Genomic DNA, 20,972 nt, shown 5'->3' with positions numbered 1-20,972 from the left:
CGAGCAGCGACCCGGTCGCTCTCGGCGACGGGTCGATCGTCTGACGAATCGTTAAGTATCGTGGCCGACGACTACACTGCGATGGGCAACAAGAACAAGACGATCTCGTTTCGCGTCAGCGAGGACGCCTTCGAGGCGCTCCAGGAGATCGCCGAGGAGCGCGACATCTCGTTGTCCGCGGTCTTCCGGGACTACGTCGAGCAGCTCGTCGAGCACGACGGGCAGGTCGCGGTCGTTCCCGAAGCCGAGCTCGAGGACGCCGAGACAGGCGACGGCGACGAGAATCTCGCGTTCCCACCGACCGTCGAGGTGCCCAAGAGCTTCATCCGCGAGCACGAACGCCTCGAGCTCGAGGCCGATCACCTCCGCGAGCAGTTAGACGAGCACAAATCCTACGTCACCGAGCTCCAGGATCGCCTCGAGGACGAGGACGAAGTGTTGTTGCTCGACGACCTGGACGACGCCGACGATCCCTCGCAGCTGCGCTGACTACTTCGCGAGATCCCGCTTTGCCTGCCGGATCTCCGCCCGTGTTTCGTCGCTGCCTTCGACCTCGGCGAGCCCCTCCGCGGCCTCGAGTGTACGGACGCCGCTGTCGAGGAACGAAAGGACGTCCCCGGAGTAGGCATAGACCATGTAGTCGTCGGTCATCACGTCGACGATGGCGTCGGGACCCAGCCCCTGTGCGCGCAGCTCGAGCAGGTACCGGACGAACTTCCGCTCGGGACAGCCACAGTAGGGGTTGTTGTCGCAGTCACAGTCGAGGAAGTCACTCGAGAAGTCGAGCACCCGCTCCTGGGTCGCCTCGTCGAGTTTCTCGAGGCCCTCACCCTGGAAGAGAACGTCCAGCGTCGCGCCCTTGAACGCTCCCTTCGGAATGTTCGTCTCGAGCTGGGAGGCGAGCTGGCGGTGGTTCTTGACGTAGATCTTGTCGGTAATAGCCACGGCGTTGCTCGAAGTAGGAGCGGCCAGCCGAAAAACATCTCGGTCGCGCGGTTCGGAGTGAGCGCGGTTCGGATCGAGCGCGGTTCGGAGCGAACGAAGTGAGTGAGAACCGCGGAACGCGAATAGCGCGGGACCAGCGGTCCCGCGGACCATGCGAGCGGGCGCCTGGTGCCCGCGAGCAGACGGGGAGGAACGACCCGTGAGCAAACGAAGTGAGAACCGCGAAAAACGAACGTCGAACCGCAATCGGAAGCGTGGCGGTCGAAAACGCACGGCACGGAATCGCACGCTCCCGTCCTCGAGTCGTAACGTATTTCAGTCCAACCGCGTGTAGAAATAGGTGTAAGCGTGTCCGGGTTGGGGTAGTGGTTATCCTTCAGCCTTGTGGAGGCTGAGACGCGGGTTCGATTCTCGCACCCGGACTTTTTCGCGACGAGTACCACGAGGAGCGGAAAAGCCGGAAGGCGAGATCGCCGAGTTAGTTCTCGAGATCGGTGATTCGAGCAACCTCGTCGTCGGACAGCGAGAGCTGCGACGCCTGGAGGTTGGACTCGAGGTGGTCGGGGTCGGAGGTACCCGGGATCGGGAGGATGACGTCGGATCGCTCGAGCAGCCACGCCAGCGCGACCTGGCGCCGGGTCGCGTCGTGGTCGTCCGCAATCTCGTCGAGGACGTCGCCGTGACTTGCGAGATCGTCGCCGTCGATCGGCGCCCAGGGGATGAAGCCGATCCCGTACTCCTCGCAGGCCTCGAGGACGTCGGCCTCCGAGCGGTCGCCGACGTTGTACCGATTCTGGACCGTCGCCACGTCGACGTGGTCGCGGGCCGTCTCGAGCTGGTCGACCGAGACGTTGCTCAGCCCGACCTGCTCGACGAGCCCCTCGTCTTTCAGTTCGGCAAACGCCTGGACGGAGTCCTCGAAGGGTGTGTCGGGGTCGGGTCGGTGGTACTGGTAGAGGTCGATCGTGTCGGTCCGGAGCCGATCGAGCGAGCACAACACCTGATTGCGGATGTAGTCGGGATCGCCGTGGTGGAGCCACTCGCCCTCGCGGTTGCGAAGCAGGCCCGCCTTCGAGGCGACCAGCACGTCGTCGGGATCGTCGAGCGCCTCGCCGATGAGCCGTTCGCTGACGCCGGGGCCGTAGGAGTCCGCGGTGTCGATGAAGTCGACGCCCTGCTCGACGGCGGTCCGAACTAGCTCGCGAGCGGCGTCTTCGTCCTCAGGCGGGCCGATGATCTCCTCGCCGCAGAGACGCATCGCGCCGAATCCGAGCCGGTGGACGGTCGTCGAGCCGATCTCGAACGTGTCGCTTTCGTTCCGGGTCACGGAATGCAGTACCGGAATCGAGCGGTTAACTATTGCGTGGGCGCCTGCCGGTCGCGAGCCGAGACCGAACGGCGCTCAGAGTTCGGGAAACTCCCGCTGGTAGGCCGTCCCGTCGAGTCGATCCTCCCGCAGCGGCCAGAACGCAAGCAGCGTCGCCGTCTCGTCCTCGAGCGCACGCGAGGTATGCGGGACCTCGGGCGGGATCGCCAGCGTGTCGTAGGGTTCGAGTTCGACGCGCTCACCGTCGACGAGGAAGTCCAGCCGCCCCTCGACGAGCATGTTCATCTGTTCGTAGGGATGGGTGTGGGGCTCGCCGTCGACCTTCTCCGGGCCGATCCGGGAGAAGCCGATCATCTGATCGATACCCCGAAAGACTACCTGCTCGAAGCCAGGCTCGCTGCGGTAGGGCTCGACGCTCGCGAGGTCGTACACCGACGGAACCGCCGATCGATCGTAATCGCGTGGCATGCGAGGGGGTCTCGTTCACCGGGAATAAACGTGTATGTTTTAGCTCCGGGCGGAACCGAGCGTCCTCGGTCTCGAGAACGTCGCGTACGAGCGCCGGAAGCGAAACCGATCGGGACTCGGCTGCCGGCCCGAACGCTTCGATTACCCGCTGAACAGCGCAACAGCCCACGACTTCAGTCGTAGGAGGACGTCAGCATCGGGAACGAATCGCTGGGTCGGAAGCTAGAACTCCTCGGCAGTGTCGATCCCAACGACGACGCCGCGGTCGTCGTCTCCAAAGCGCTCGTCGACGTCGACGGCGTCGGCGAACGCGAGCCGCGCCTGCTCGGTGTGGGCAAGCTCGACCGCGTCGGCGACCTCGTCGTCGAACTCGAGCCCCCCGCGGAGATCGTCCCAGACCGACTCTGGAACGCGGTACGCTCGGGTCCCATCGACAGTCACGTAATCGTACTCTCGCTCGAACTCGGCGTGGCGACCGATCAACGCCGAGTGGAGGACGACGAGCGCGTCCGCGATCGCGTCCTCGTCGGCGTCGGTACGGTCTGCGATCCGTTCGAGGACGTCGTCGCTAACGTCCGCTTCACCGGTCTCGATCGACTGGTCGTCGGACATACGTGAGTGAGATGTCGGGACGACTAACGGTCTTGGGCTTGCAGCCGTGTCAGCGTCGGACCGAGGACGGACCACCACCGCTCGATCGAGGGCGCAATACCTACCGTGACGGGGTTCGTAGTCGATACCGATGGCCGGCCCCGACGACGTCCTCGAGTGTTCGACCTGTACCACCGCGATCGATCGCGAGAACGCGATCCGTACGAAAACGATGGGTGGGCTGGATCCGACGAAGTGGCAGACGCTCTGCTGTCCGGACTGTGGAACCCGCTTGAAGACGATCTTCGTCGGAGAGTAGTCAATGACGCGGCTGCTCCGCGGATCCGATAGCCACACTCGCGTTCGACGACGTCCGCCTCGGCGACGGGGGATCGATCCGTTACGACGGTGCTCTAGCGGAGTTTCGGTCGCGTCGCTGCAACGATCGTCCACAGTAGTTTTTATGCGAGCGATCGCTTCCATAAATCATGAGCGATGGCCCCGACCCACACACCCGATACCGGAACCAGTCCACACAGTCGGCACGGTTGGCCGAGCGAGCGCGAGAGGTACTGCCCGGCGGAGATACTCGATCGGTCACATACCACCGACCGTACCCGACGTTCTTCACCGAAGCGTCCGGCGCCCAGGTAACGACGGCGGACGGCGAGGAGTTGCTCGATTTTCTCAACAACTACACTCAATCCGTCCTCGGACACGCACCCGGACCCGTCGTCGAAGCGGCCTGCGATCGACTCGAGCGCGGAAACGACGTCGCCGCACCGAACGAGGACATCGTCGAACTCGCGGAACGTCTCGTCGAGCGCGTGCGGTCGGTCGAACGAGTGCGCTTTACGAACTCGGGGACGGAAGCGACGATGAACGCGATCCGCGCGGCGATGGCGTGGACCGATCGGGACCGCGTTCTGAAGGTTCGGGGCGGCTACCACGGAACCCACGACACCGTCGAAGTGGCAGTTGGCCACGAAGGCGTAACGGCGGGGATTCCGTCGTCTGTCGAGCAGCGCGTCGACGCCGTTCGCTTCAACGACGTCGAGGCACTCAAAGAACGGTTCGAACGATCGGGCGACGAGTACGCGTGTTTCATCCTCGAACCGATCGCCGGTGTAGCGGGGATGATCCCGGCTACGGAAGCGTACCTCGAAGCGGCCCGGGATCTTACCGAAGCGACCGAAACGGTGCTGATATTCGACGAAGTCATGTCGTTTCGGCTGGCACCTGGTGGCGCACAGGAGCGGTACGGGATCGAGCCCGATCTCACGGCGTTCGGGAAGCTCATCGGTGGCGGCCTTCCGGTCGGGGCCTTCGGCGGTCGGGTCGATCTCATGGAGCAGTTCGATCCGGAGACAGGCGTGCTGAACCACTCGGGAACCTTCAACGGGAATCCCGCAACGATGGCAGCCGGCGTCGCGTTGCTCGATCACTTCGGTGCGGATCGGATCAAGACGGTGAACGAACGCGGAGACCGTCTCCGCGACCGGCTCGAGTCAGTCGGCGAGACGGCCGACGTTCCCATCCGCATCACAGGCGACGGCTCGCTTTTCCAGATCCATTTTACCGACGAGCGGGTCACCGACCTCAAGAACTCGACTGCGGGCGATCCGCCGTCCGAACAGTTGTTCCTCCGACTGCGCAACGAGGGCGTTCTGATCGCCCCTCGAGGGATGGGGAATCTCTCGACGGCACTCGACCAGCGCGATCTCGATACGTTTGTCGACACGTTCGCGACTGCCGTCGAAGCGATCGGCGACTCTGAAACCGAGAGGGACCACTGAAACTCGGAGCACACCCAATCGCACGATTGCTGTGCGATCGAGTGTGTAGCTACGGGTCCAAGTGTCCAGATAGCACTCACGAGATCAGTCGTCGTGAGAAGTGCCGCCTCCCGAATTTGAACCGGAGGAAGACAGTCCGGGGTGCTCGCTACGCTGCGCTCCCGGGCCATGACTTCCAGGGTTCAAAATCCTCCGGGTGTATTCTACTGCTCACAGACGACTCGCCGCGCTCGTCGTCGTTGTTCGCAACAGAAGTGCCGCCTCCCGGATTTGAACCGGGGACAGCTCGATCTTCAGTCGAGTGCTCTCCCAGTCTGAGCTAAGGCGGCCTACCTCTATCTCCGTCCATGGTATAAAAAAGGATTTCGAATCGAGATCGAGATCGATTAACTTCCAATCTCGTCTACCCAATTCGGAATAATAGAAATGAACAGACAGTAATGGAGAGAATAATGCCGAGTATACCGTCCATTTACCACTGTGTATTGGTTTTTCGGATATTCAAGACACCCTTTTCTGCGCCGGTAGGTAATAGTGTGTTATGGAAGCACTTGGCTCGGATCGGGACGATCAAGAACTATCGGCGGACACGATCCTCGAGCTGCTGGCAAACCGTCGACGACGGTACCTCCTGTACGCGCTCCGAGGACGGGAAGGACCGATCGAGCTCTCGCGGGTAGCCGAACGGGTCGCCGGCTGGGAACACGACGTCCCTCCAGACGAGGTTGCGAAAAACGAGTACAAGAGCGTTTACGTCTCGTCGGTGCAGTGTCACGTACCGAAACTGGCCGACGCGGGCGTCGTCGATCACGACGAGGAGAACCATACGGTCGTCCTGTCGGACAACTTCGAACAGCTCGAGCCGTACCTCCGGGTCGTCGTCAAGGACGAGCCAGAGGACTCGACGCTCCATTCGGCGCTGGAAGCCGACACCGGCGAGGGAATTCTGGGCCAGATCCGGGAGAACGTGGCGCGACTCAAGCACTGACTTCCCGATCCTATGGGAGCACTACTCGAGCCAATGGACGGCTACACGCGAGACGTGGATCGACCGCCCGAGCCAGCAATCGACGCGGCAACGTAGACGCCCGCTTTCGCGTAACGTCTCGCAGGGACGCTTCGATTTCGAGTCCTGTAGACGTGCTCGCTTTGCTGCGCGCGTCTTGGCTAGTTCGAACCGTCCTCACAGACATTTCTCTGGCTTACGGATTGTTCGCCAGAGAAATGGGCTCGGGCGGGTTCGAACCACCGACCTCGGCCTTGTAAGGGCCGCGTCATAACCAGCTAGACCACGAGCCCGCATCCGAACCCAGTCGCCCCGTCCGAATAACCTTTACTTTCTCGAGTCGGAGCAGGGGTATGGCTCTCGAGCGGGTCTGGAAAGGACTGCTCGTCGTTGCGGCACTCGGCGTCGTCGCGCTGTTGCTCGTCCAGCTTGGCGTCGTGGCAACACCCTGGGGCGAGGAGCGAACCGAGGTCCGCGTCCTCGATGCGGACGGCGAGCCCAAAGCCACAGTCGACGCCGAGATCGCAGAGACGCCGACCGACCGCTACACGGGGCTGAGCGACCACGACTCGCTCGAGGACGGCGAGGGAATGCTGTTCGTCCACGGGAGCGAGGACGAGCGGACCTACGTGATGCGAGATATGGACTTCGGCATCGACATCGTCTTCATCGACGCCGACCGCGAGATCACGACGATCCACAGCGCCCCCGAGCCCGGGCCCGACGAGGACGGCGCCGACCAGGAGTACACCGGCCAGGCGCAGTGGGTCCTCGAGGTCCCGATCGGCTACGCCGACGAGGCCGGGATCGAGGTCGGCGACGAGGTCGAGATCGGTTCGGAAGCCGACTGATCGGTATTTCGATTCGTAGGGAACTCTTATTGCCGGCGGTCACGGAGACGAACGCAATGAGCGGCATCGACTGGGAGAAAGACGATCCCTTCGAGGAACAACGGGAGTCCGTCGAGAGCCCGATGCGTCGGTTGATCTTCGATTTCGGTCGCCCATACTGGTTCTCCGTTACCGTCGGTCTCATCTCGAGTATCTTTGCCCGCGCGCTCGATCTGTTGCCCGCGCTGTTGCTCGCAGTCGCGATCGACTCGATCTTCGGCGACCAGCCGTTTCACGAGCAGGTCCCGCTCGTCGTGTTGCCGGAGGGGTGGCTACCGACGACCCAGGAAGAGCAGTTCTGGTTCGTCGTCGTTGCGATCGCCGGCTCGTTCGCGTTCGGGGCGATCTTCCACTGGCTGCGCAACTGGGGGTTCAACGCCTTCTCTCAGAGCGTCCAACACGACGTCCGCACCGCGACCTACGACAAGATGCAGCGCCTGGACATGGAGTTTTTCGCCAACAAGCAGACCGGCGAGATGATGTCGGTGCTAAGCAACGACGTCAACCAGCTCGAGCGGTTCCTGAACGAGGGAATGAACTCTGCGACGCGGCTGATCGTGATGGTCGTCGGGATCACCGGACTCCTGTTCTGGCTCAACCCGCAGCTTGCGCTGGTGTCGCTGGCCCCGGTGCCGCTGATCGCGATATTCACCTACATCTTCGTCAAGAAGATCCAGCCGAAGTACGCCGCCGTTCGCTCGTCGGTCGGGAAGGTCAACTCCCGGCTCGAGAACAACCTCGGCGGGATCAACGTCATCAAGTCCTCGAACACCGAGTCGTACGAATCCGACCGCGTCGAGGACGTTTCCCGGAAGTACTACGACAAGAACTGGGACGCCATCTGGCTCCGGATCAAGTTCTTCCCCGGACTTCAGCTGATCTCCGGGATCGGCTTCGTGCTGACGTTTCTCGTCGGCGGCTACTGGGTGTTCACGGGAACCGCACCCGGTCCATTTACTGGCACCCTCGAGACCGGCGTCTTCGTCGCGTTCATCATGTACACCCAGCAGCTGGTCTGGCCGATGGCCCAGTTCGGCCAGGTGATCAACATGTACCAGCGCGCGGAGGCCTCGAGCGAGCGTATCTTCGGACTGATGGACGAAGAGGGGCGCATCGAGCGCGACGAGGACGCCGACGAGCTCGAGGTCCGGGAGGGACGCGTCGAGTACGACGACGTCGGCTTCGGCTACGACGACAGCGAGCGCATCATCGACGATGTCAGTTTCGACGTCGACGGCGGCGAGACCGTCGCGCTGGTCGGGCCGACGGGGGCCGGAAAGTCGACCGTCCTCAAACTGCTGCTCCGGCTGTACGACGTCGACGACGGCGCGATCCGGATCGACGACCAGGACGTCAGGGGCGTCTCCCTGGCGAGTCTGCGGCGATCGATGGGCTACGTCGGCCAGGACTCGTTCCTGTTCTACGGGAGCGTCGAGGAGAACATAACCTACGGCACCTTCGAGGCCGACCGCGAGGAGATCGTCGCGGCCGCGAAAGCGGCCGAGGCCCACGAGTTCATCCAGAACCTCCCTGACGGCTACGACACGATGGTCGGCGAACGAGGCGTCAAGCTCTCGGGCGGCCAGCGCCAGCGAGTCGCGATCGCCAGAGCGATTCTGAAGGATCCGGAGATCCTGATCCTCGACGAGGCGACCAGCGACGTCGACACCGAAACCGAGATGCTCATCCAGCGCTCGCTCGACGAGTTGACCGAAGACCGGACTACCTTCGCCATCGCCCACCGCCTTTCGACGATCAAGGACGCCGACCAGATCATCGTCCTGGAGGACGGCGAGATCGACGAACGGGGGACTCACGAGGAGCTCCTCGCGAACGACGGGCTCTACGCCCACCTCTGGGGGGTACAGGCCGGCGAGATCGACGAGCTACCGCAGGAGTTCATCGAACGGGCCCAGCGACGACAGGCCCGCACCGAGGTCGACGCCGACGACGACTAGAACGACTCCTGACCGCTCTGGCCCTCCTGGTCGGGGCCGCCCTCGTCCTGGCGCTGCTCGCCCGCCGCGGGCGGGGTCCGGTCGCTGTAGTTTTTCCGACCGATCGCGTCGTCGCCGACCATGTTCATGATCGCCTGCTCGACCTCGTCGTAGGACTGGTACTCGTCCTCGTTGAGCGGTTCGAGCAGCTCCTCGAGGGTGGCCGACTCCTCGCCCATGTCGACCTCCTCGTCGCCGTACTCCTCGAGGAGTTCGTCCTGTTCGACCGGGTAATCGAGGCTCTCGAGGTCCTCCTCGACGTCGCTCAGGTCGACTCCAAGTTCGCGGCTATCGTCGGTCATACTCGAACAGTACGCCACGCGCTGCAAACAAGTTGACCCTGCGTACGCCACGGCAGTTTGCCGGTCGTCGTCGCGATCGAGACCGTCTCCGCGCTCCCGTTACCGGGAGTTTCATGGCCGCACGCTCGGTTCGTTCGGTATGCATCTCTCGGAGGCAACCTGGACCGAGGTACGGAACCTCGAGACGGAGCTTGCGGTCGTTCCCGTCGGTAGTACCGAACAACACGGCCCTCACGCGCCGCTTGGAACGGACGTCCTGACCGCGGAGGCGGTCGCCGACGCAGCCCTCGAACGGACCGACCGCGAGGTCGTCCGGGCGCCGGCGATCCCCGTCGGCGTCGCGGAAGAACACCGCCAGTTCGCCGGGACGATGTGGGTCTCCGAGGACACCTTCCGAAGCTACGTCCGGGAGTCCGTCGAGAGCCTCGCCCACCACGGCTTCGACCGCGTCGTTCTCGTGAACGGGCACGGCGGAAACATCGACGCACTCCGGGAGGTCGGCGGCAGACTGACCCGGAGCAGCGAGGCCTACGCCGTCCCGTACACCTGGTTCGAGGCCGTCGGCGAGCACGCAAGCGACATGGGCCACGGCGGTCCCCTCGAGACGTCGCTGGTTCGTCACGTCGACCCGGAGCTCGTCCGTGAGAATCGGCTCGAGGACGCCCGCGACGGTGCCGCCGACGGTTGGGGGGAGTGGACCAGCTACGCGAACCTGGCGTACGATTCGGCGGAGTTTACCGACAATGGCGTGGTCGGGGATCCGACCGACGGCGACGAACGGCGGGGCGAAGAACTGCTCGAGCTTGCGGCCGATTCCCTGGTTCGGCTCCTCGAGACCGTTGCCGAGCGGGACGTCTCGCGGCCCCAGCGACGGTAGCGGCACCGACGGGGCCGAAGCGAACGGTTACGCTTCCTCGTTTTCCTCGTCAGCCACCGTCTCGTCGGTGTCGTCCTCGTCGTCGTCGTTGTCGGCCGTCTCCTCGCTCGTCTCCGCACTTTCCTCGTCCTCGGTCTCGGACTCGGCTTCCTGGAGCGCACCGCGAAGCGAGGGGATCGTCGAGGCGAGATCGGTGGCCTGCTCGCCGGCCGCCGAGACGTCAGCGATCGTCTCCTCGAGCGATTCGATCTCGGCCTCGAGGTCGTCGGCGTCCTCGAAGGCGTCGGCACGCTGGCCCATCGTGTACCACTTCTTGGCGTCACGGAGGTGTGCCTCGGCGTCGCCGGTGTCGAGCGCGGATTTGAGCCCGTTGAGCACGCCGAGGACGTTCTCGGCGTCGCTCTCCCAGACGTCGTCGGCCGCCGGCAGCTCGCTCCAGGCCTGCTCGAGCGAGGACTCGACGTCCTCGCGCATCTCGCTGGCCGCTTCGCCGAACAGTTCCTCGTCGTCACCGAGCGTCGCTTGACTCATGTCACCACCTTCACCGGCGCCGTGTTTAAAAGGTAGCCCGAAAGTGAAAGTGAAAACGGGCACTGATGGGCCGATACCGACCGAACGGGGATCGAACTTCGAAAGGAATGCCCCGAACGCGACGGGGTCGAACGGACCGTCGTTCCGAGCGTCCGTACGACTGCAGGCGAATCGAGAGCGGCGCTCAAGAGGCGTCGCGGACCGAGACGAGCCGCATCAACGGGTAGCCGTCCTCCATCTCCATGCGGCTGACGACCTCATGGCCCTCGTAGTCGACGACGATCTCGACCTCGAGAAACCGGCCCGTCAGTTCCGTGTATTCGGCGGTCGAGGCGGCGAGTTCGCGTTCGAGCTCCCCGCGTCGGATCTCGACGGTCGCGTCCGTACAGTAGGGCTGGTTCTCGATGGCTTCCTCGATGGCCGTCTCGAGGCTGGCCGCGCTCTCGGGCGCGACCGGCGTTCCAGCGAACTGGTGGTACAGCGTCCCGAACTTGATCCCGGCCTCGAAACACGCCGCCTGCGCGTCCGTGTGTGTCGCCTCCGACATACCTGGTAGCTCGGAGCCAGGGAGGAAGGGAATTGCGGTAGCTCCGGACGGGTGCGAACCGCACGTTACTTACCGACGCTTTCCCTCACACCGAACGAATGGCACAGTCAGTCCTGTTAACGGGGGCTGCGGGGCGGGTCGGGCAGGCCATCCTCGGTGGCCTCGCTGACGACCACGAGTGGCGCCTGATGGACCGCGATCCGCCGACCGACGACCAGCCGGGGGAGTTCGTCATCGGCGACATCACCGACGAGGAGACGGTTCGGGAGGCGATGGAAGGAATCGACGTCGTTGTCCATCTCGCGGGCGATCCGCGCCCGGAAGCGCCGTGGGACAGCGTTCTAACGAACAACATCGACGGCACCCAGACCGTCTTCGAGGCGGCCGCGGACGCGGGCGTCGAGAAGGTCGCGTTCGCTTCCTCGAACCACGCCGTCGGTGCCTACGAGACCGACGAGCGAACGCCCGAAATGTACCGCTCGGACGACGACTACCTGCTCGACGGCTCCGAGCTGGCACGGCCCGGCAACCTCTATGGGGTGTCGAAGGCTGCCGGCGAGTCGCTCGGACGATACTACCACGACGAGTACGGCCTCTCGGTGGTCTGTGTCCGTATCGGAAACCTCACGAAGGGCCATCCGCCGATCGACTACGAGCGCGGCCAGGCGATGTGGCTCTCCTACCGTGACTGTGCGCACCTGTTCGATCGCTGTATCCAGGCCGACTACGGCTACGAGATCGTCTACGGCATCTCCGACAACGACCGAAAGTACTACTCGATCGACCGCGCCCGCGAGGTGCTTGGCTACGAACCCAGAGATAACTCGGCCGAACACGCTGACGACGACTCGGTGTGACGGCTTCATCCCACGACTGACGTCGTGGGCTTTCGCCTGTACCTCGTGTAAGTCCCATCCTCGATCAGAACAGCCCCTCGACGTCGTTCTCCCGAGCGCGCCGTCGGTCGGCGTGCTGGCTCAGCCGTCGGTAGACGAGCCCGCGGTGGTCCCGTTCGCGGACGAAATCGAACAACAACGAGATGAACCGACTGTCGTCCTCGCCGGCATCGAGATCCCGTCGCGCGTACGTCCGGGCGCGGTCGATCGGCTCCGGGTCGAATCCGAACTCCTCGGCCAGAACGGTCGCAGCGATCGCCGTTTCGTCGAGATTCAGAGCCGCGAGTCTCGGCACCCCGTTTTCGTGGATAATCGACGGTGGAGAACGACGCTCGAGGACGGCGGGATCCGCAGCGAGATCCGCGAGCGCCCGACGGATCGAGTCGAGCCGAAGGCCCCGGTAGTCCGACGGCACCGCGGCAAGGTATTCGCGAGCACTGTCCGCGAGCCCGACCGCCCCCTCCCAGTTGCGGTTGCGAGCGTGGTAGACGGCGGCGGTGAACTGAATCAGCCCGTGGAGCAGTCGCTCGTCGTCGGTACCGTCCTCGAGTTCGAGCCAGCGCTCCTCCCAGGCGTCGTGTGCCGCGTGGTAGTAGCCGTCGTTGTAGATCGCGGCTCCGGCCCGGATCCGATCGCGCATACCTAGCGTAGACTCTCGAGGGGTGTCAACGTCACGGAAGCGGTGAGTTGCCGGATACGTTCCGCCTCCGGCGGGGCGGGCAGACAACTGTGACAAGCGGAGATCGGGACGTGCAGCGGTCGCCCCAACCGGTTACTTCCGCCACCGGTTATGGCGGTACTCGAACGAACGTCGGGATCGGGTTTTATTATGCAGTTGCTTCCCCCGTCTCCCGGGGAGATAACGATGATAACAGGTCCCTAACGACTGATAGGGGGGAGTTACCCGCTGAACGGTGCGAACGCCCACGACTGACGTCGTGGGAGGACGTCAGACCGTCTCGACGGGGTAACTGACCCGGGTGGGACACCGATCGCACGACGGGTGGCCGATCGGCCAGCCCGACTCTCAGCGGCTCCGACCGTCTTCGGACTCGAATCCGTCTTCCCAGCGGAACCGGCCGTTTCGCTGGACCACCTCGCCGTCGATCTCGAGACGGGAGTCCTCGGAGACGTCGGTGATCAGGTCGACGTGAACCGCCGAGTCGTTGCCCGACTCGTCCTCGGGCAGACAGGCGTCGTAGGCCCGTCCGACCGCGAGGTGGACGGTCTCGCCCATCTTCTCGTCGAAGAGGATGTTGTCCGTGTAGCGGTCGATGCCGCGGTTCATTCCGACGCCGAGCTCGCCCAGTCGCCGCGCGCCCGCGTCAGTCTCGAGGACGTCCCCGATCACCGCTTCACCTCGCTCGGCGGTGTGATCGACGACCTCGCCGTCCTCGAACTCGAGGCGGACGTCCTCGACGGGCTCGCCGCGGATCGTCATGGGGACGTCGAAGGCGACCACGCCTTCGGTACCGTACGGCGCGGTAAAGACCTCGCCGCTCGGGAGGTTATGGGAGTCGTACGCGACCGACGCCGCGCTGTTGACGGCGGTTCGGCCGTCGATCCGCATCGTGAGATCGGTGTTCTGAGAGACGAGTCGAACCGCCGAGCCCTCGTCGAGTAGCGTCTTGAGCCGCCCCATCTCCTCGGCGAGGGACTCCCAGTCCCGGAGGATCGCGTCGTAGGCGAACTCCCGGTAAGCCTCGTAGCTCATGTTCGCCTGCTGGGCGAGTGATCGGGTCGGATGGACCGTCGACACCCAGCGCGTATCGTATCGCGCCTCACGGACCGCCTTTCGGGCGCTGCGGTACTTCTGTCGGGTTTCTCCCGGGACGTCCGCCGTCGCACTCGTGTTCCGGCCCCCGCCCAGCGAGAGGTAGACGTCGGCCGCCTCGAGCAGCGCCCGTTCGTGGGCGGGTTCCTCGAAGCCGTCCTCGTCGTCGCGGGCCGTCAGATACGCGCGCGTGATTTCACCGGAGCTGTACGTCGCGAGCAGGTTCGCGCCTCGCTCGCCCAGCTCCTCAGCGACGGCGACCGCCAGCTCGTGTGCGTCGGGACCGGCCGAGAGGACCACGTCGTCTCCGTCCTCGACGCGGGCGCTCCAGTCGACCAGCACCGCAGCGTGTTCACGGATTCGCTCGTCCATATCGGTGGCTTAGCTGCCGGCTACTAAATCCTCCCGCTCGGGTCGACGCTCACGCGGCGTGGGCCTCCTCGGTGTCGGCCGATTCGCGCGAGCGAACGAACGAGACGACGGCGTAGACGATCGGCGTGTCCAAGACCGCGATCCCGAGTTTGAGCAGGTACTGGCCGACCGCCAGCGCGAGCAACACCTCGAGAGGGAGCACCTCGCCGACGCCGAGCACGGCTGGTGCGAGGGCGAAGGCGATCGAGACGAAGATGACGGTATCGATCGCCTGGCTGGTGCCCGTCGAGACGAGGTTTCGTAACCAGAGTTTCTTCCGACCCGTTCGGTCTCGAATCCGGTGAAAGAGCCAGACGTCCCAGTTCTGGCTGACGAGGTAGGCGAGAAGACTTCCGAGGACGACGTTCGTCGAGGCGCCAAGCGCCGTCGCGAACGCGTCCGGGTCGACGCTCGTCTCGGCGGCCGGCGCCGCGATCGTCGACCAGACCAGCGCCAGCACCACGAAGTTCAACGCGAACGCGACGTTGACGACGATCTGGGCTGCACGGCGTCCGTACAGTTCGGTGTAACAGTCACTCGCCAGAAAGGTAAGCGCGTACGCAAGCGCCGCGCCCGGCAAGACAAGCTCCGCTCCGGTTACCGGCAACGACACGGGAAGATCGAACGCGAGCACCTTCGAAGCGGTCAGTTGCGCGGTAGCCAGCACGGCGACGAACAGCCCGATCAACGAAACCTGCGCGATCGACGGTGTCGCACGGCGGTCGTCCATATATTCGGTCTCGCGGACCAGGGGGCTAAACGGTGCCGTCTCGTCCCCGTTCCCCGATTCCCCACCGTGGTGACCGGTACCGTCCAGGATACCGAATATATTCGGTACAATTCTATTACTATGGACTGTCTCGACTATCGAACCATCTGCAACGTCGATAAAACATTACTAACAGACTGTTTCGAAGGCCGAGATGCCGTATTCGACGCTTTTGGGAGTTCTCTCCGGATTTCATCCCAGCCACGGATAAATCACGAAACGCTCGCTGTACCGACCGGTTACGGAGCGTATAGGTACCATCACATCAGTTGCAAACGGCCTAGTGCCTCCCCAACCGCTGCAACAGACGTAATACGTGATTGATAACAAATAGAGTGTTTCTGGTAGGGGTTGATAGGTAAAGTATGGACGATTTGACCGGCTTCCAGCGAGATCTCCTGTACGTAATCGCAGGGGCGGACCAACCATCCGGCCAGGATATCAAAGAAGAGATCGAGACCTACTACAGTAGCGACATCAACCACGGGCGACTGTATCCGAACCTCGACACCCTTGTCAACAAGGAACTCGTCGAGAAAGGGGAGCTCGATCGACGAACGAACTACTACGCGATCAGCGACAACGGTCACGAGGCGATCGAAGAGCGCCGCGACTGGGAATCGCAGTACGTCGATACCTAGTCGACGGGCCGCAGTTCCGGCCACGGAGGACAGCTAGCGGCAGCCTTGCCGATCGGCGACTGGCAAAGGGCCGAACAGCGAAGCGGCTCCCGGCAACACGGCGACCGGCCAGTGGTTGCAACGGCAGGTCCAACGGTTGTCCGTCTCGGAGCCGACGGCATCTCTGATAAGCGAAACTGCCAAACTCGAAGGTGTGAGCGTCGGAATCTTCCTCGCACCCGACGGGAGCGAAGAGGTCGAGTTCACCGAACCGAGAGACGCCGTTACGGACGCCGGCGCAACCGTCGACGTGCTGAGCTCCGAGACCGGCGAGCAGAAACCGTCAACAACGATCTCGAATCCGACGGCAGCTACGAGGTCAATCGGACGTTCGAGGACGCCAACGAGTACGACGCGTTGATCGTTCCCGGCGGAACCGTCGGCGCCGACACTCTCCGGACGGACGACGACGCCGTCGACCTGCTCCGGGAGCACCTCGCGGCGGACAAACCTGTCGCCGTGATCTGTCACGGTCCGTGGGTGCTGGTCGAGGCCGACGTCGTCGACGGACGGACGTTGATCTCCTATCAGAGCCTCGAAACAGATATTCGAAACGCCGGCGGCGAGTGGGTCGACGAGGCGGTCGTCGTCGACGACGGCGTGATTACCAGCCGCAACCCGGACGATCTCGAGGCGTTCTGCGAGACGCTGCTCGAGGAGTTCGCCGCGGCTGAGGACTGACGACGCGACCGTTAGTCGGCTACATCGCTACAGTCGTACTCCGTGTCGCCGATGACGGTCGAGCTACCGCCGTCGATCGAGGCCGTGACGCTTATTGTTCCGGTCTCGGCAGCGGTAAGCTCCTCGTTGCTTTCGCCGTCGGTGCTGTCGTCGTTGCCAGTGTCGTCGGAGCAGGCAAGAGTCACGGCTTCGCCTGCCCCGTTAATTTCGGTCACCGGAGAGTCCTCGACATCACCGACGATCTCCCATTCGTCGGCGTTTCCTTCCGAGACCAGCGAGACCGTCATCACGCCGTCGTCCGCGTCGAAATCGAACGACGCCGCGCCCGTCGCTTCCAGCGAATCCTCCATCCCGTCGCCCATCTCCATCACGAACCCCGCGATCACGGCCGAGAGGACGACCGTTACCGCGACCATGAGGACGACGCCGATCACCGGCGAGACCGCTCGTTCGGTGTCACTACTCCGTCCGTTCTGCGTAGATGCGTTCGAATGCATAGCTGTATTGCGCGCCGACGGCCGCGGGACGACTCGAACGCGGCGAGCGCGATCTCGCCGGTCGTTGCGTCCTCGGCTGTCGAACACGGTATCGCCAGCAGTTACCCGCGTTATGGCATATATAATTCAGCCGTAACGATGGCGGAGTCGAACACTGGCGCTCGGTCACGGGACCGACAGAGGGATTCGAGCTCCGGACGAAGCGAGTCGAACCGTTGATCGCAGTATTCGCCGCCCTCACAGAATCGATGGGCCCTGACGGATTCGAACCTCGCCTGAGAACCTGCTCGCGTTACTCGCAGAACCTCAGTCTGGTTCGAACCGCCAGCGATCCCGTACTCGCGGCTCACGGATTGTTCGCCGCGAGATACGTGGGCCCTGACGGATTCGAACCATCGACCACTCGGTTATGAGCCGAGCGCTCTAACCAGACTGAGCTAAGGGCCCTTGAGTCGAACGAACCCGGTCACAATAGTTAACGCTTGCTGTCTGTTTTGCCCGAGAAAAAGCGATGGTTCGACTACGCAGTCAGGGCCTCGAGTTCGTCCTCACTTAGCTCGGCTTCGAGCTCCTCGTCGCTGTGGGACTCGAGGACGTCCGCCCGCTCCTCGGCGTCGAGTTCGTCGACGGATTCGAAGTGATGGCACATAGCATGGAAGACTGAGACCCGAGCACCAATAAGAGCTATTTCAGGCGTTCCGACGGCTGCTAGCGAGCGCCTTCGAAATAACAACACCGGGACGAGAGGCGTTACAGAGGTTCGAGGAGAACACCCACGACTTCAGTCGTGGGAGGAAGTCAGTCCTCGTAGTCGTCGAGCGTCTGCTCGGTCGTGCCCTCGCGGTGGCGCGTCGCCAGCCCCGCGAGGTGGGGCGTTTCGGGGACGATCAACTCCTCACAGGCCGTACTACAGGCACCCGTGCTCCCGGGGAGACAGAAGACGGGCGTGTCGACGGCGATCCCCGCGGTCGCCCGCGAGGCCATCGCCCGGGTACCGACCTCGTCCCAGGACAGCGACCGAAAGAGTTCGCCGAAGCCCGGCAGCTCGCGTTCGAACAGCGAGGACGTCGCCTCGGGCGAGACGTCGTCGGCCGTGACGCCGGTGCCGCCCGTCGTGCAGACGACGTCGATATCCTGGCGGGCGACGAGGCTCCGAACCGCGGTGCGGATCGCGGAGTAGTCGTCCCGAACCAGGACGCGTTCTCGGACCTCGTGGCCCGCGTCCTCGAAACACGCCTGAATCGTGTCGCCGCCGGGGTCGTCGGGGTCGTCGCCAGCCTCGGCGGCGCGGGAACTCGAGACCGTGACGATCCCGACGTAGAGCGGGTCGATGATGTCGTGGCCGTGGTCGTCGGTGCTCCGTCGGTCTGCGCGGTCGGTCGTCATACGCGTACCTCCATACCGGAGGGCGATAATTCCTGCCCCCGAAGCGGTGCGGTCATCGGGTCGACGCCTCCGGGTCGTCAGTGCTCGATACCGTCATTGTCTCGCCCATCCACGTCGGTGCGGGGTTCTCGGAGTCGCTCCAGTCGGCCGCCATCTCGGTGTCGGTCAGCAGGCAGTCGTCGAGCCGGGATTCGAGGACGTCCCAGTCGATATCGCGGCCGATGAGCGCCAGCCGGATCTCCCGATCGCCGTGGTCCTCGTCCCACGCGAGATCGGGTTGGCCCTGGCGGTACGTCTCCTGTCGATCTTCGGAGAAACTGGCGATCCATCGTCCGGTCACCTCGAGCGTGGTTTCGGCGCCAGCAGTGCTCGCCGTGATCGCCTGGTCTTCGCGGCCGGCGATCCACGTGAGTCCCTTCGCGCGCACGAGTCCATCGGGAAGCGAGCGAAGTAACTCGACGAATCGCTCGGGGTGGAACGGACGGCGGCGGTGGTAGCCCTCGACCTCGATCCCGTACCGTTCGGGCGGGTGAGCGTGGTCGTGTTCGTGATCGTGTCCTTGGTCGTGTTCATCGTCGTCCCGTTCGTGGCCGTCCTCGGCGGCATCGGCCTCGATCTGGCGCTTCCAGCCCGCCGAATCCCGGACCGTCTCGAGCTCGAAGCGCTCGCTCTCGAGCAGGACGTCGGGCTCTAGGTCGCCGTACTCGGTCGTCACGATCTCCGCGCGGGGCTGGAGCGTCTCGAGCAGAGCGGTGACTCGCTCGCGTTCCTCGTCGTCGACGAGGTCGCACTTGTTCACCACGAGCAGGTCACAGAACTCCACCTGCTCGAGCACGAGATCCGACAGGGGACGCGTTCCCTCCTCGTCGGCTCCCTGCTGGACCGGTACGTCGTCGCCGTCGGCGAACCGATCGTGGAACCGCCGCGCGTCGACGACGGTGACGACGGCCTCGAGATCGTAGGGACCGCCCGCGGGGCCGCGGACGAACTGCCGAGCGATCGGTTCCGGTTCGCCGACCCCCGACGCTTCGACGACCAGGTGGTCGAACTCGTGTTCCTTCCAGAGCTGGATCACGGCCCGGGAGAGCTCGCTCCCGAGGCTACAGCAGATACAGCCGTTCTCGAGGGCGACGACCTCGTCGCCGGTCTCGAGGTCGGTGCGCGCTTCCACGAGGTCCGCGTCGACGTTGACCTCGCCGACGTCGTTGACCAGCACGGCGATCTCGCGGTCCGCGGACTCGAGCAGCCCCGAGAGCAGCGTCGTCTTCCCGGCGCCGAGCTCGCCACAGAGGATGGTAACCGGAACGGGCATTTACTCGTTCGCGAGCGCGAGCTCACGTCGTTCTTCCGGTTCGAACGGATCGTCGTACGTCGACCAGTCGTCGTTCATCTCCCTATCGGTGAGCACGCAGTCGTCGAGCCGCTCGATCAGCGTCTCGTCGTCGAACTCGCGGCCGATAAAGACCAGCCGCGTCATCCGATCGCCCCACTCCTCGTCCCAGTCGTCCTCGAGCCCGGGTCGGGCCGCGAAGTACTGCTCGCGTTCGGCCTCAGGGAGGTTCGCGAGCCACTGGCCGGAGGGACCCGCGCGGACGGAGGGTCCCGCCTTGTCGACGCCCATCGCGACGTCCTCGCGGCCGGCGCTCCAGAAGAACCCCTTCGCGCGGATCAGCTCGTCGGGCAGCTCCGAGAGCAACTGTGCGATCCGCTCGGGGTGGAACGGGCGCCGGCGCTCGTAGACGAACGAGGTGACGCCGTGTTCCTCCTGGGGATCGTGGTGGTGATCGTGCTGGAGCTCGTGTTTCCAGCCGGCGGAGTTCGACGCCTCCTGGAAATCGAACCGCTCCGTGCCAAGAATCTCGTCGGGGTCGACGTTCCCGAACTCGGTGCGGACGATCTTCGCGCGCGGCTGGAGCCGCTCGAGGACGGCCTCGATCTCATCGAGCGCGTCGTCGGGGACGAGGTCGCACTTGTTCAGCAGGAGGACGTCACAGAACTCGATCTGATCGAGGAGCACGGTCTCGGGAACCCGGCCCGACTCCCCGGTGGGGGTCTCCGCCGCCAGCGCCTCCCCGGAGTCGAACGACTCCCAGAAGCTGTGGGCGTTCGCGACCGTCACCATCGTGTCGAGCACGTAGGTGTCAGTTGGATCGAATTCCGCGTCCTCGAAGCCCATCGCGAACGTCTGGGCGACCGGGATCGGCTCAGAGATCCCTGAGGACTCGACCAGCAGGTAGTCGAACTCCCGTCGGTCCGCGAGCCGCCCGACCTCGTCGAGCATGTCGCCCCGGAGCCGACAGCAGATGCAGCCGTTGGACAGCTCGATGATCTCTTCCTCCCCGCCGAGATCCGACTGCTGGGTGACGTGCTCGGCGTCGACGTTGACATCACCCATGTCGTTGACGACGACGGCGACGTCGAGGCCGTGGTCGGCGGTCAGGACGTGATTGAGGACGGTCGTCTTGCCGGCGCCGAGACTGCCGCTCAGAACGGTCACCGGAATGCGGTCGTTGCTCATAGCTACTTGTGAATGTTGTCCGTCTGCTTGTTAAGGTTAGTTATTATATACGTCCCCGTTATTGAATAACAAATACTATTAAT

General features: G+C 64.1%; 24 protein-coding genes, 4 tRNA genes and 1 pseudogene. 11 read left to right on the top strand and 18 right to left on the bottom strand.

What is annotated here, in order from left to right; translation table 11 throughout:
* The first annotated feature begins 81 nt into the window (after positions 1 to 81).
* Positions 82 to 489 (top strand): ribbon-helix-helix domain-containing protein, encoded by a 408-nt coding sequence (locus NATOC_RS01400; RefSeq protein ID WP_015319622.1) that lies wholly within the window; start codon positions 82 to 84, stop codon positions 487 to 489.
* Here NATOC_RS01400 and NATOC_RS01395 read toward each other — a convergent pair whose 3' ends face one another.
* The gene (locus NATOC_RS01395) at positions 490 to 945 is read right to left on the bottom strand and encodes a DUF5814 domain-containing protein (RefSeq protein ID WP_049888616.1); all 456 of its coding nucleotides are present in this window, start codon (positions 943 to 945) and stop codon (positions 490 to 492) included. It lies immediately after the preceding gene.
* Between the two features lie 351 nt (positions 946 to 1,296).
* Here NATOC_RS01395 and NATOC_RS01390 point away from each other — a divergent pair.
* Positions 1,297 to 1,368: transfer RNA gene (locus tag NATOC_RS01390), tRNA-His, on the top strand.
* A gap of 55 nt (positions 1,369 to 1,423) precedes the next feature.
* On the opposite strand, the gene NATOC_RS01385 is transcribed toward NATOC_RS01390, so the two are convergent.
* From NATOC_RS01385 to NATOC_RS01375, 3 genes are all read right to left on the bottom strand, one after another.
* Positions 1,424 to 2,272: an aldo/keto reductase gene (locus NATOC_RS01385; RefSeq protein ID WP_015319620.1), complete on the bottom strand. Its 849-nt coding sequence runs from the start codon at positions 2,270 to 2,272 to the stop codon at positions 1,424 to 1,426.
* A gap of 75 nt (positions 2,273 to 2,347) precedes the next feature.
* Positions 2,348 to 2,740 (bottom strand): cupin domain-containing protein, encoded by a 393-nt coding sequence (locus NATOC_RS01380; RefSeq protein ID WP_015319619.1) that lies wholly within the window; start codon positions 2,738 to 2,740, stop codon positions 2,348 to 2,350.
* 222 nt (positions 2,741 to 2,962) lie between these two features.
* Positions 2,963 to 3,352, bottom strand: coding sequence for a hypothetical protein (locus NATOC_RS01375; protein WP_015319618.1), 390 nt, complete (start codon positions 3,350 to 3,352; stop codon positions 2,963 to 2,965).
* 130 nt (positions 3,353 to 3,482) lie between these two features.
* On the opposite strand from NATOC_RS01375, the gene NATOC_RS22160 reads away from it, so the two are divergent.
* Complete coding sequence (locus NATOC_RS22160; protein WP_015319617.1) at positions 3,483 to 3,650, top strand: hypothetical protein; 168 nt, start codon at positions 3,483 to 3,485, stop codon at positions 3,648 to 3,650.
* 169 nt (positions 3,651 to 3,819) lie between these two features.
* Positions 3,820 to 5,127, top strand: coding sequence for an aspartate aminotransferase family protein (locus NATOC_RS01370; protein WP_015319616.1), 1,308 nt, complete (start codon positions 3,820 to 3,822; stop codon positions 5,125 to 5,127).
* A 255-nt stretch (positions 5,128 to 5,382) separates the two neighbouring features.
* On the opposite strand, the gene NATOC_RS01365 is transcribed toward NATOC_RS01370, so the two are convergent.
* A tRNA-Phe gene (locus NATOC_RS01365) sits at positions 5,383 to 5,456 on the bottom strand.
* Positions 5,457 to 5,668: 212 nt separating this feature from the next.
* Between NATOC_RS01365 and NATOC_RS01360 the strand changes: the two genes are divergently transcribed.
* Complete coding sequence (locus NATOC_RS01360; protein WP_015319615.1) at positions 5,669 to 6,115, top strand: DUF7344 domain-containing protein; 447 nt, start codon at positions 5,669 to 5,671, stop codon at positions 6,113 to 6,115.
* A gap of 237 nt (positions 6,116 to 6,352) precedes the next feature.
* Here the strand turns inward: NATOC_RS01360 and NATOC_RS01355 are convergent.
* Positions 6,353 to 6,426 (bottom strand) — tRNA-Val (locus NATOC_RS01355).
* A 60-nt stretch (positions 6,427 to 6,486) separates the two neighbouring features.
* On the opposite strand from NATOC_RS01355, the gene NATOC_RS01350 reads away from it, so the two are divergent.
* Positions 6,487 to 6,984, top strand: a complete 498-nt coding sequence (locus NATOC_RS01350; protein WP_015319614.1) for a DUF192 domain-containing protein — start codon at positions 6,487 to 6,489, stop codon at positions 6,982 to 6,984.
* A 56-nt stretch (positions 6,985 to 7,040) separates the two neighbouring features.
* Positions 7,041 to 8,981: an ABC transporter ATP-binding protein gene (locus tag NATOC_RS01345; RefSeq protein WP_015319613.1), complete on the top strand. Its 1,941-nt coding sequence runs from the start codon at positions 7,041 to 7,043 to the stop codon at positions 8,979 to 8,981.
* On the opposite strand, the gene NATOC_RS01340 is transcribed toward NATOC_RS01345, so the two are convergent.
* The gene (locus NATOC_RS01340; protein WP_015319612.1) at positions 8,978 to 9,322 is read right to left on the bottom strand and encodes a DUF5789 family protein; all 345 of its coding nucleotides are present in this window, start codon (positions 9,320 to 9,322) and stop codon (positions 8,978 to 8,980) included. The two genes, NATOC_RS01345 and NATOC_RS01340, sit on opposite strands and share 4 nt — an antisense overlap.
* 139 nt (positions 9,323 to 9,461) lie before the next feature.
* On the opposite strand from NATOC_RS01340, the gene NATOC_RS01335 reads away from it, so the two are divergent.
* Positions 9,462 to 10,199, top strand: coding sequence for a creatininase family protein (locus NATOC_RS01335; protein ID WP_015319611.1), 738 nt, complete (start codon positions 9,462 to 9,464; stop codon positions 10,197 to 10,199).
* Positions 10,200 to 10,226: 27 nt separating this feature from the next.
* Here the strand turns inward: NATOC_RS01335 and NATOC_RS01330 are convergent, their stop codons facing one another.
* Positions 10,227 to 10,730 carry a DUF5790 family protein gene (locus tag NATOC_RS01330; protein WP_015319610.1) on the bottom strand — a complete coding sequence of 168 codons (504 nt, stop codon included), beginning with the start codon at positions 10,728 to 10,730 and terminating at the stop codon, positions 10,227 to 10,229.
* Positions 10,731 to 10,914: 184 nt separating this feature from the next.
* Positions 10,915 to 11,277 carry a dihydroneopterin aldolase family protein gene (locus NATOC_RS01325; RefSeq protein WP_015319609.1) on the bottom strand — a complete coding sequence of 121 codons (363 nt, stop codon included), beginning with the start codon at positions 11,275 to 11,277 and terminating at the stop codon, positions 10,915 to 10,917.
* 98 nt (positions 11,278 to 11,375) lie between these two features.
* Between NATOC_RS01325 and azf the strand changes: the two genes are divergently transcribed.
* Positions 11,376 to 12,134: an NAD-dependent glucose-6-phosphate dehydrogenase Azf gene (gene azf, locus NATOC_RS01320; protein ID WP_015319608.1), complete on the top strand. Its 759-nt coding sequence runs from the start codon at positions 11,376 to 11,378 to the stop codon at positions 12,132 to 12,134.
* Between the two features lie 64 nt (positions 12,135 to 12,198).
* On the opposite strand, the gene NATOC_RS01315 is transcribed toward azf, so the two are convergent.
* The 3 genes from NATOC_RS01315 to NATOC_RS01305 all read right to left on the bottom strand — a co-directional run bounded on the left by NATOC_RS01315 (position 12,199) and on the right by NATOC_RS01305 (position 15,088).
* The gene (locus NATOC_RS01315; RefSeq protein WP_015319607.1) at positions 12,199 to 12,813 is read right to left on the bottom strand and encodes a DUF309 domain-containing protein; all 615 of its coding nucleotides are present in this window, start codon (positions 12,811 to 12,813) and stop codon (positions 12,199 to 12,201) included.
* A gap of 387 nt (positions 12,814 to 13,200) precedes the next feature.
* Complete coding sequence (locus tag NATOC_RS01310; RefSeq protein ID WP_015319606.1) at positions 13,201 to 14,319, bottom strand: aminopeptidase; 1,119 nt, start codon at positions 14,317 to 14,319, stop codon at positions 13,201 to 13,203.
* A 49-nt stretch (positions 14,320 to 14,368) separates the two neighbouring features.
* On the bottom strand, positions 14,369 to 15,088 hold the full coding sequence (locus NATOC_RS01305) for a queuosine precursor transporter (protein WP_015319605.1): 720 nt from the start codon (positions 15,086 to 15,088) through the stop codon (positions 14,369 to 14,371).
* Positions 15,089 to 15,492: 404 nt separating this feature from the next.
* Between NATOC_RS01305 and NATOC_RS01300 the strand changes: the two genes are divergently transcribed.
* Together NATOC_RS01300 and NATOC_RS01295 are read left to right on the top strand one after the other, a co-directional pair.
* Complete coding sequence (locus tag NATOC_RS01300; RefSeq protein ID WP_015319604.1) at positions 15,493 to 15,768, top strand: PadR family transcriptional regulator; 276 nt, start codon at positions 15,493 to 15,495, stop codon at positions 15,766 to 15,768.
* A gap of 163 nt (positions 15,769 to 15,931) precedes the next feature.
* A pseudogene (locus NATOC_RS01295) lies at positions 15,932 to 16,488 on the top strand (type 1 glutamine amidotransferase domain-containing protein).
* Between the two features lie 11 nt (positions 16,489 to 16,499).
* On the opposite strand, the gene NATOC_RS01290 reads toward NATOC_RS01295, so the two are convergent.
* From NATOC_RS01290 to NATOC_RS01270, 6 genes are all read right to left on the bottom strand, one after another.
* A complete protein-coding gene (locus NATOC_RS01290; protein WP_015319603.1) occupies positions 16,500 to 16,985 on the bottom strand; it encodes a type IV pilin in 486 nt (161 codons plus the stop codon).
* Between the two features lie 372 nt (positions 16,986 to 17,357).
* Positions 17,358 to 17,432, bottom strand: a tRNA-Ile gene (locus NATOC_RS01285).
* 73 nt (positions 17,433 to 17,505) lie between these two features.
* Positions 17,506 to 17,634, bottom strand: a complete 129-nt coding sequence (locus tag NATOC_RS23015) for a hypothetical protein (protein WP_015319602.1) — start codon at positions 17,632 to 17,634, stop codon at positions 17,506 to 17,508.
* Positions 17,635 to 17,783: 149 nt separating this feature from the next.
* The gene (locus NATOC_RS01280; protein WP_015319601.1) at positions 17,784 to 18,371 is read right to left on the bottom strand and encodes a MogA/MoaB family molybdenum cofactor biosynthesis protein; all 588 of its coding nucleotides are present in this window, start codon (positions 18,369 to 18,371) and stop codon (positions 17,784 to 17,786) included.
* A gap of 52 nt (positions 18,372 to 18,423) precedes the next feature.
* Positions 18,424 to 19,683 (bottom strand): CobW family GTP-binding protein, encoded by a 1,260-nt coding sequence (locus NATOC_RS01275; RefSeq protein ID WP_015319600.1) that lies wholly within the window; start codon positions 19,681 to 19,683, stop codon positions 18,424 to 18,426.
* Positions 19,684 to 20,889: a GTP-binding protein gene (locus NATOC_RS01270; RefSeq protein ID WP_015319599.1), complete on the bottom strand. Its 1,206-nt coding sequence runs from the start codon at positions 20,887 to 20,889 to the stop codon at positions 19,684 to 19,686.
* Positions 20,890 to 20,972 lie beyond the last annotated feature (83 nt).

It is taken from the genome of Natronococcus occultus SP4, assembly GCF_000328685.1.
Lineage (GTDB): Archaea > Halobacteriota > Halobacteria > Halobacteriales > Natrialbaceae > Natronococcus > Natronococcus occultus.
Note: the sequence above shows the minus strand (reverse complement) of the source record. Positions and strands in the feature narration are given on the sequence as shown.

Coding starts and splice junctions, on each gene's coding strand:
- NATOC_RS01340 (WP_015319612.1), bottom strand. CDS start 9,322: ATGACCGACGATAGCCGCGAACTTGGAGTCGACCTGAGCGACGTCGAG.
- NATOC_RS01350 (WP_015319614.1), top strand. CDS start 6,487: ATGGCTCTCGAGCGGGTCTGGAAAGGACTGCTCGTCGTTGCGGCACTC.
- NATOC_RS01400 (WP_015319622.1), top strand. CDS start 82: ATGGGCAACAAGAACAAGACGATCTCGTTTCGCGTCAGCGAGGACGCC.
- NATOC_RS01315 (WP_015319607.1), bottom strand. CDS start 12,813: ATGCGCGATCGGATCCGGGCCGGAGCCGCGATCTACAACGACGGCTAC.
- NATOC_RS01375 (WP_015319618.1), bottom strand. CDS start 3,352: ATGTCCGACGACCAGTCGATCGAGACCGGTGAAGCGGACGTTAGCGAC.
- NATOC_RS01380 (WP_015319619.1), bottom strand. CDS start 2,740: ATGCCACGCGATTACGATCGATCGGCGGTTCCGTCGGTGTACGACCTC.
- NATOC_RS01330 (WP_015319610.1), bottom strand. CDS start 10,730: ATGAGTCAAGCGACGCTCGGTGACGACGAGGAACTGTTCGGCGAAGCG.
- NATOC_RS01270 (WP_015319599.1), bottom strand. CDS start 20,889: ATGAGCAACGACCGCATTCCGGTGACCGTTCTGAGCGGCAGTCTCGGC.
- NATOC_RS01305 (WP_015319605.1), bottom strand. CDS start 15,088: ATGGACGACCGCCGTGCGACACCGTCGATCGCGCAGGTTTCGTTGATC.
- NATOC_RS01370 (WP_015319616.1), top strand. CDS start 3,820: ATGAGCGATGGCCCCGACCCACACACCCGATACCGGAACCAGTCCACA.
- NATOC_RS01345 (WP_015319613.1), top strand. CDS start 7,041: ATGAGCGGCATCGACTGGGAGAAAGACGATCCCTTCGAGGAACAACGG.
- NATOC_RS22160 (WP_015319617.1), top strand. CDS start 3,483: ATGGCCGGCCCCGACGACGTCCTCGAGTGTTCGACCTGTACCACCGCG.
- NATOC_RS01360 (WP_015319615.1), top strand. CDS start 5,669: ATGGAAGCACTTGGCTCGGATCGGGACGATCAAGAACTATCGGCGGAC.
- NATOC_RS01280 (WP_015319601.1), bottom strand. CDS start 18,371: ATGACGACCGACCGCGCAGACCGACGGAGCACCGACGACCACGGCCAC.
- NATOC_RS01290 (WP_015319603.1), bottom strand. CDS start 16,985: ATGCATTCGAACGCATCTACGCAGAACGGACGGAGTAGTGACACCGAA.
- NATOC_RS01310 (WP_015319606.1), bottom strand. CDS start 14,319: ATGGACGAGCGAATCCGTGAACACGCTGCGGTGCTGGTCGACTGGAGC.
- NATOC_RS01335 (WP_015319611.1), top strand. CDS start 9,462: ATGCATCTCTCGGAGGCAACCTGGACCGAGGTACGGAACCTCGAGACG.
- NATOC_RS01300 (WP_015319604.1), top strand. CDS start 15,493: ATGGACGATTTGACCGGCTTCCAGCGAGATCTCCTGTACGTAATCGCA.
- azf (WP_015319608.1), top strand. CDS start 11,376: ATGGCACAGTCAGTCCTGTTAACGGGGGCTGCGGGGCGGGTCGGGCAG.
- NATOC_RS23015 (WP_015319602.1), bottom strand. CDS start 17,634: ATGTGCCATCACTTCGAATCCGTCGACGAACTCGACGCCGAGGAGCGG.
- NATOC_RS01325 (WP_015319609.1), bottom strand. CDS start 11,277: ATGTCGGAGGCGACACACACGGACGCGCAGGCGGCGTGTTTCGAGGCC.
- NATOC_RS01275 (WP_015319600.1), bottom strand. CDS start 19,683: ATGCCCGTTCCGGTTACCATCCTCTGTGGCGAGCTCGGCGCCGGGAAG.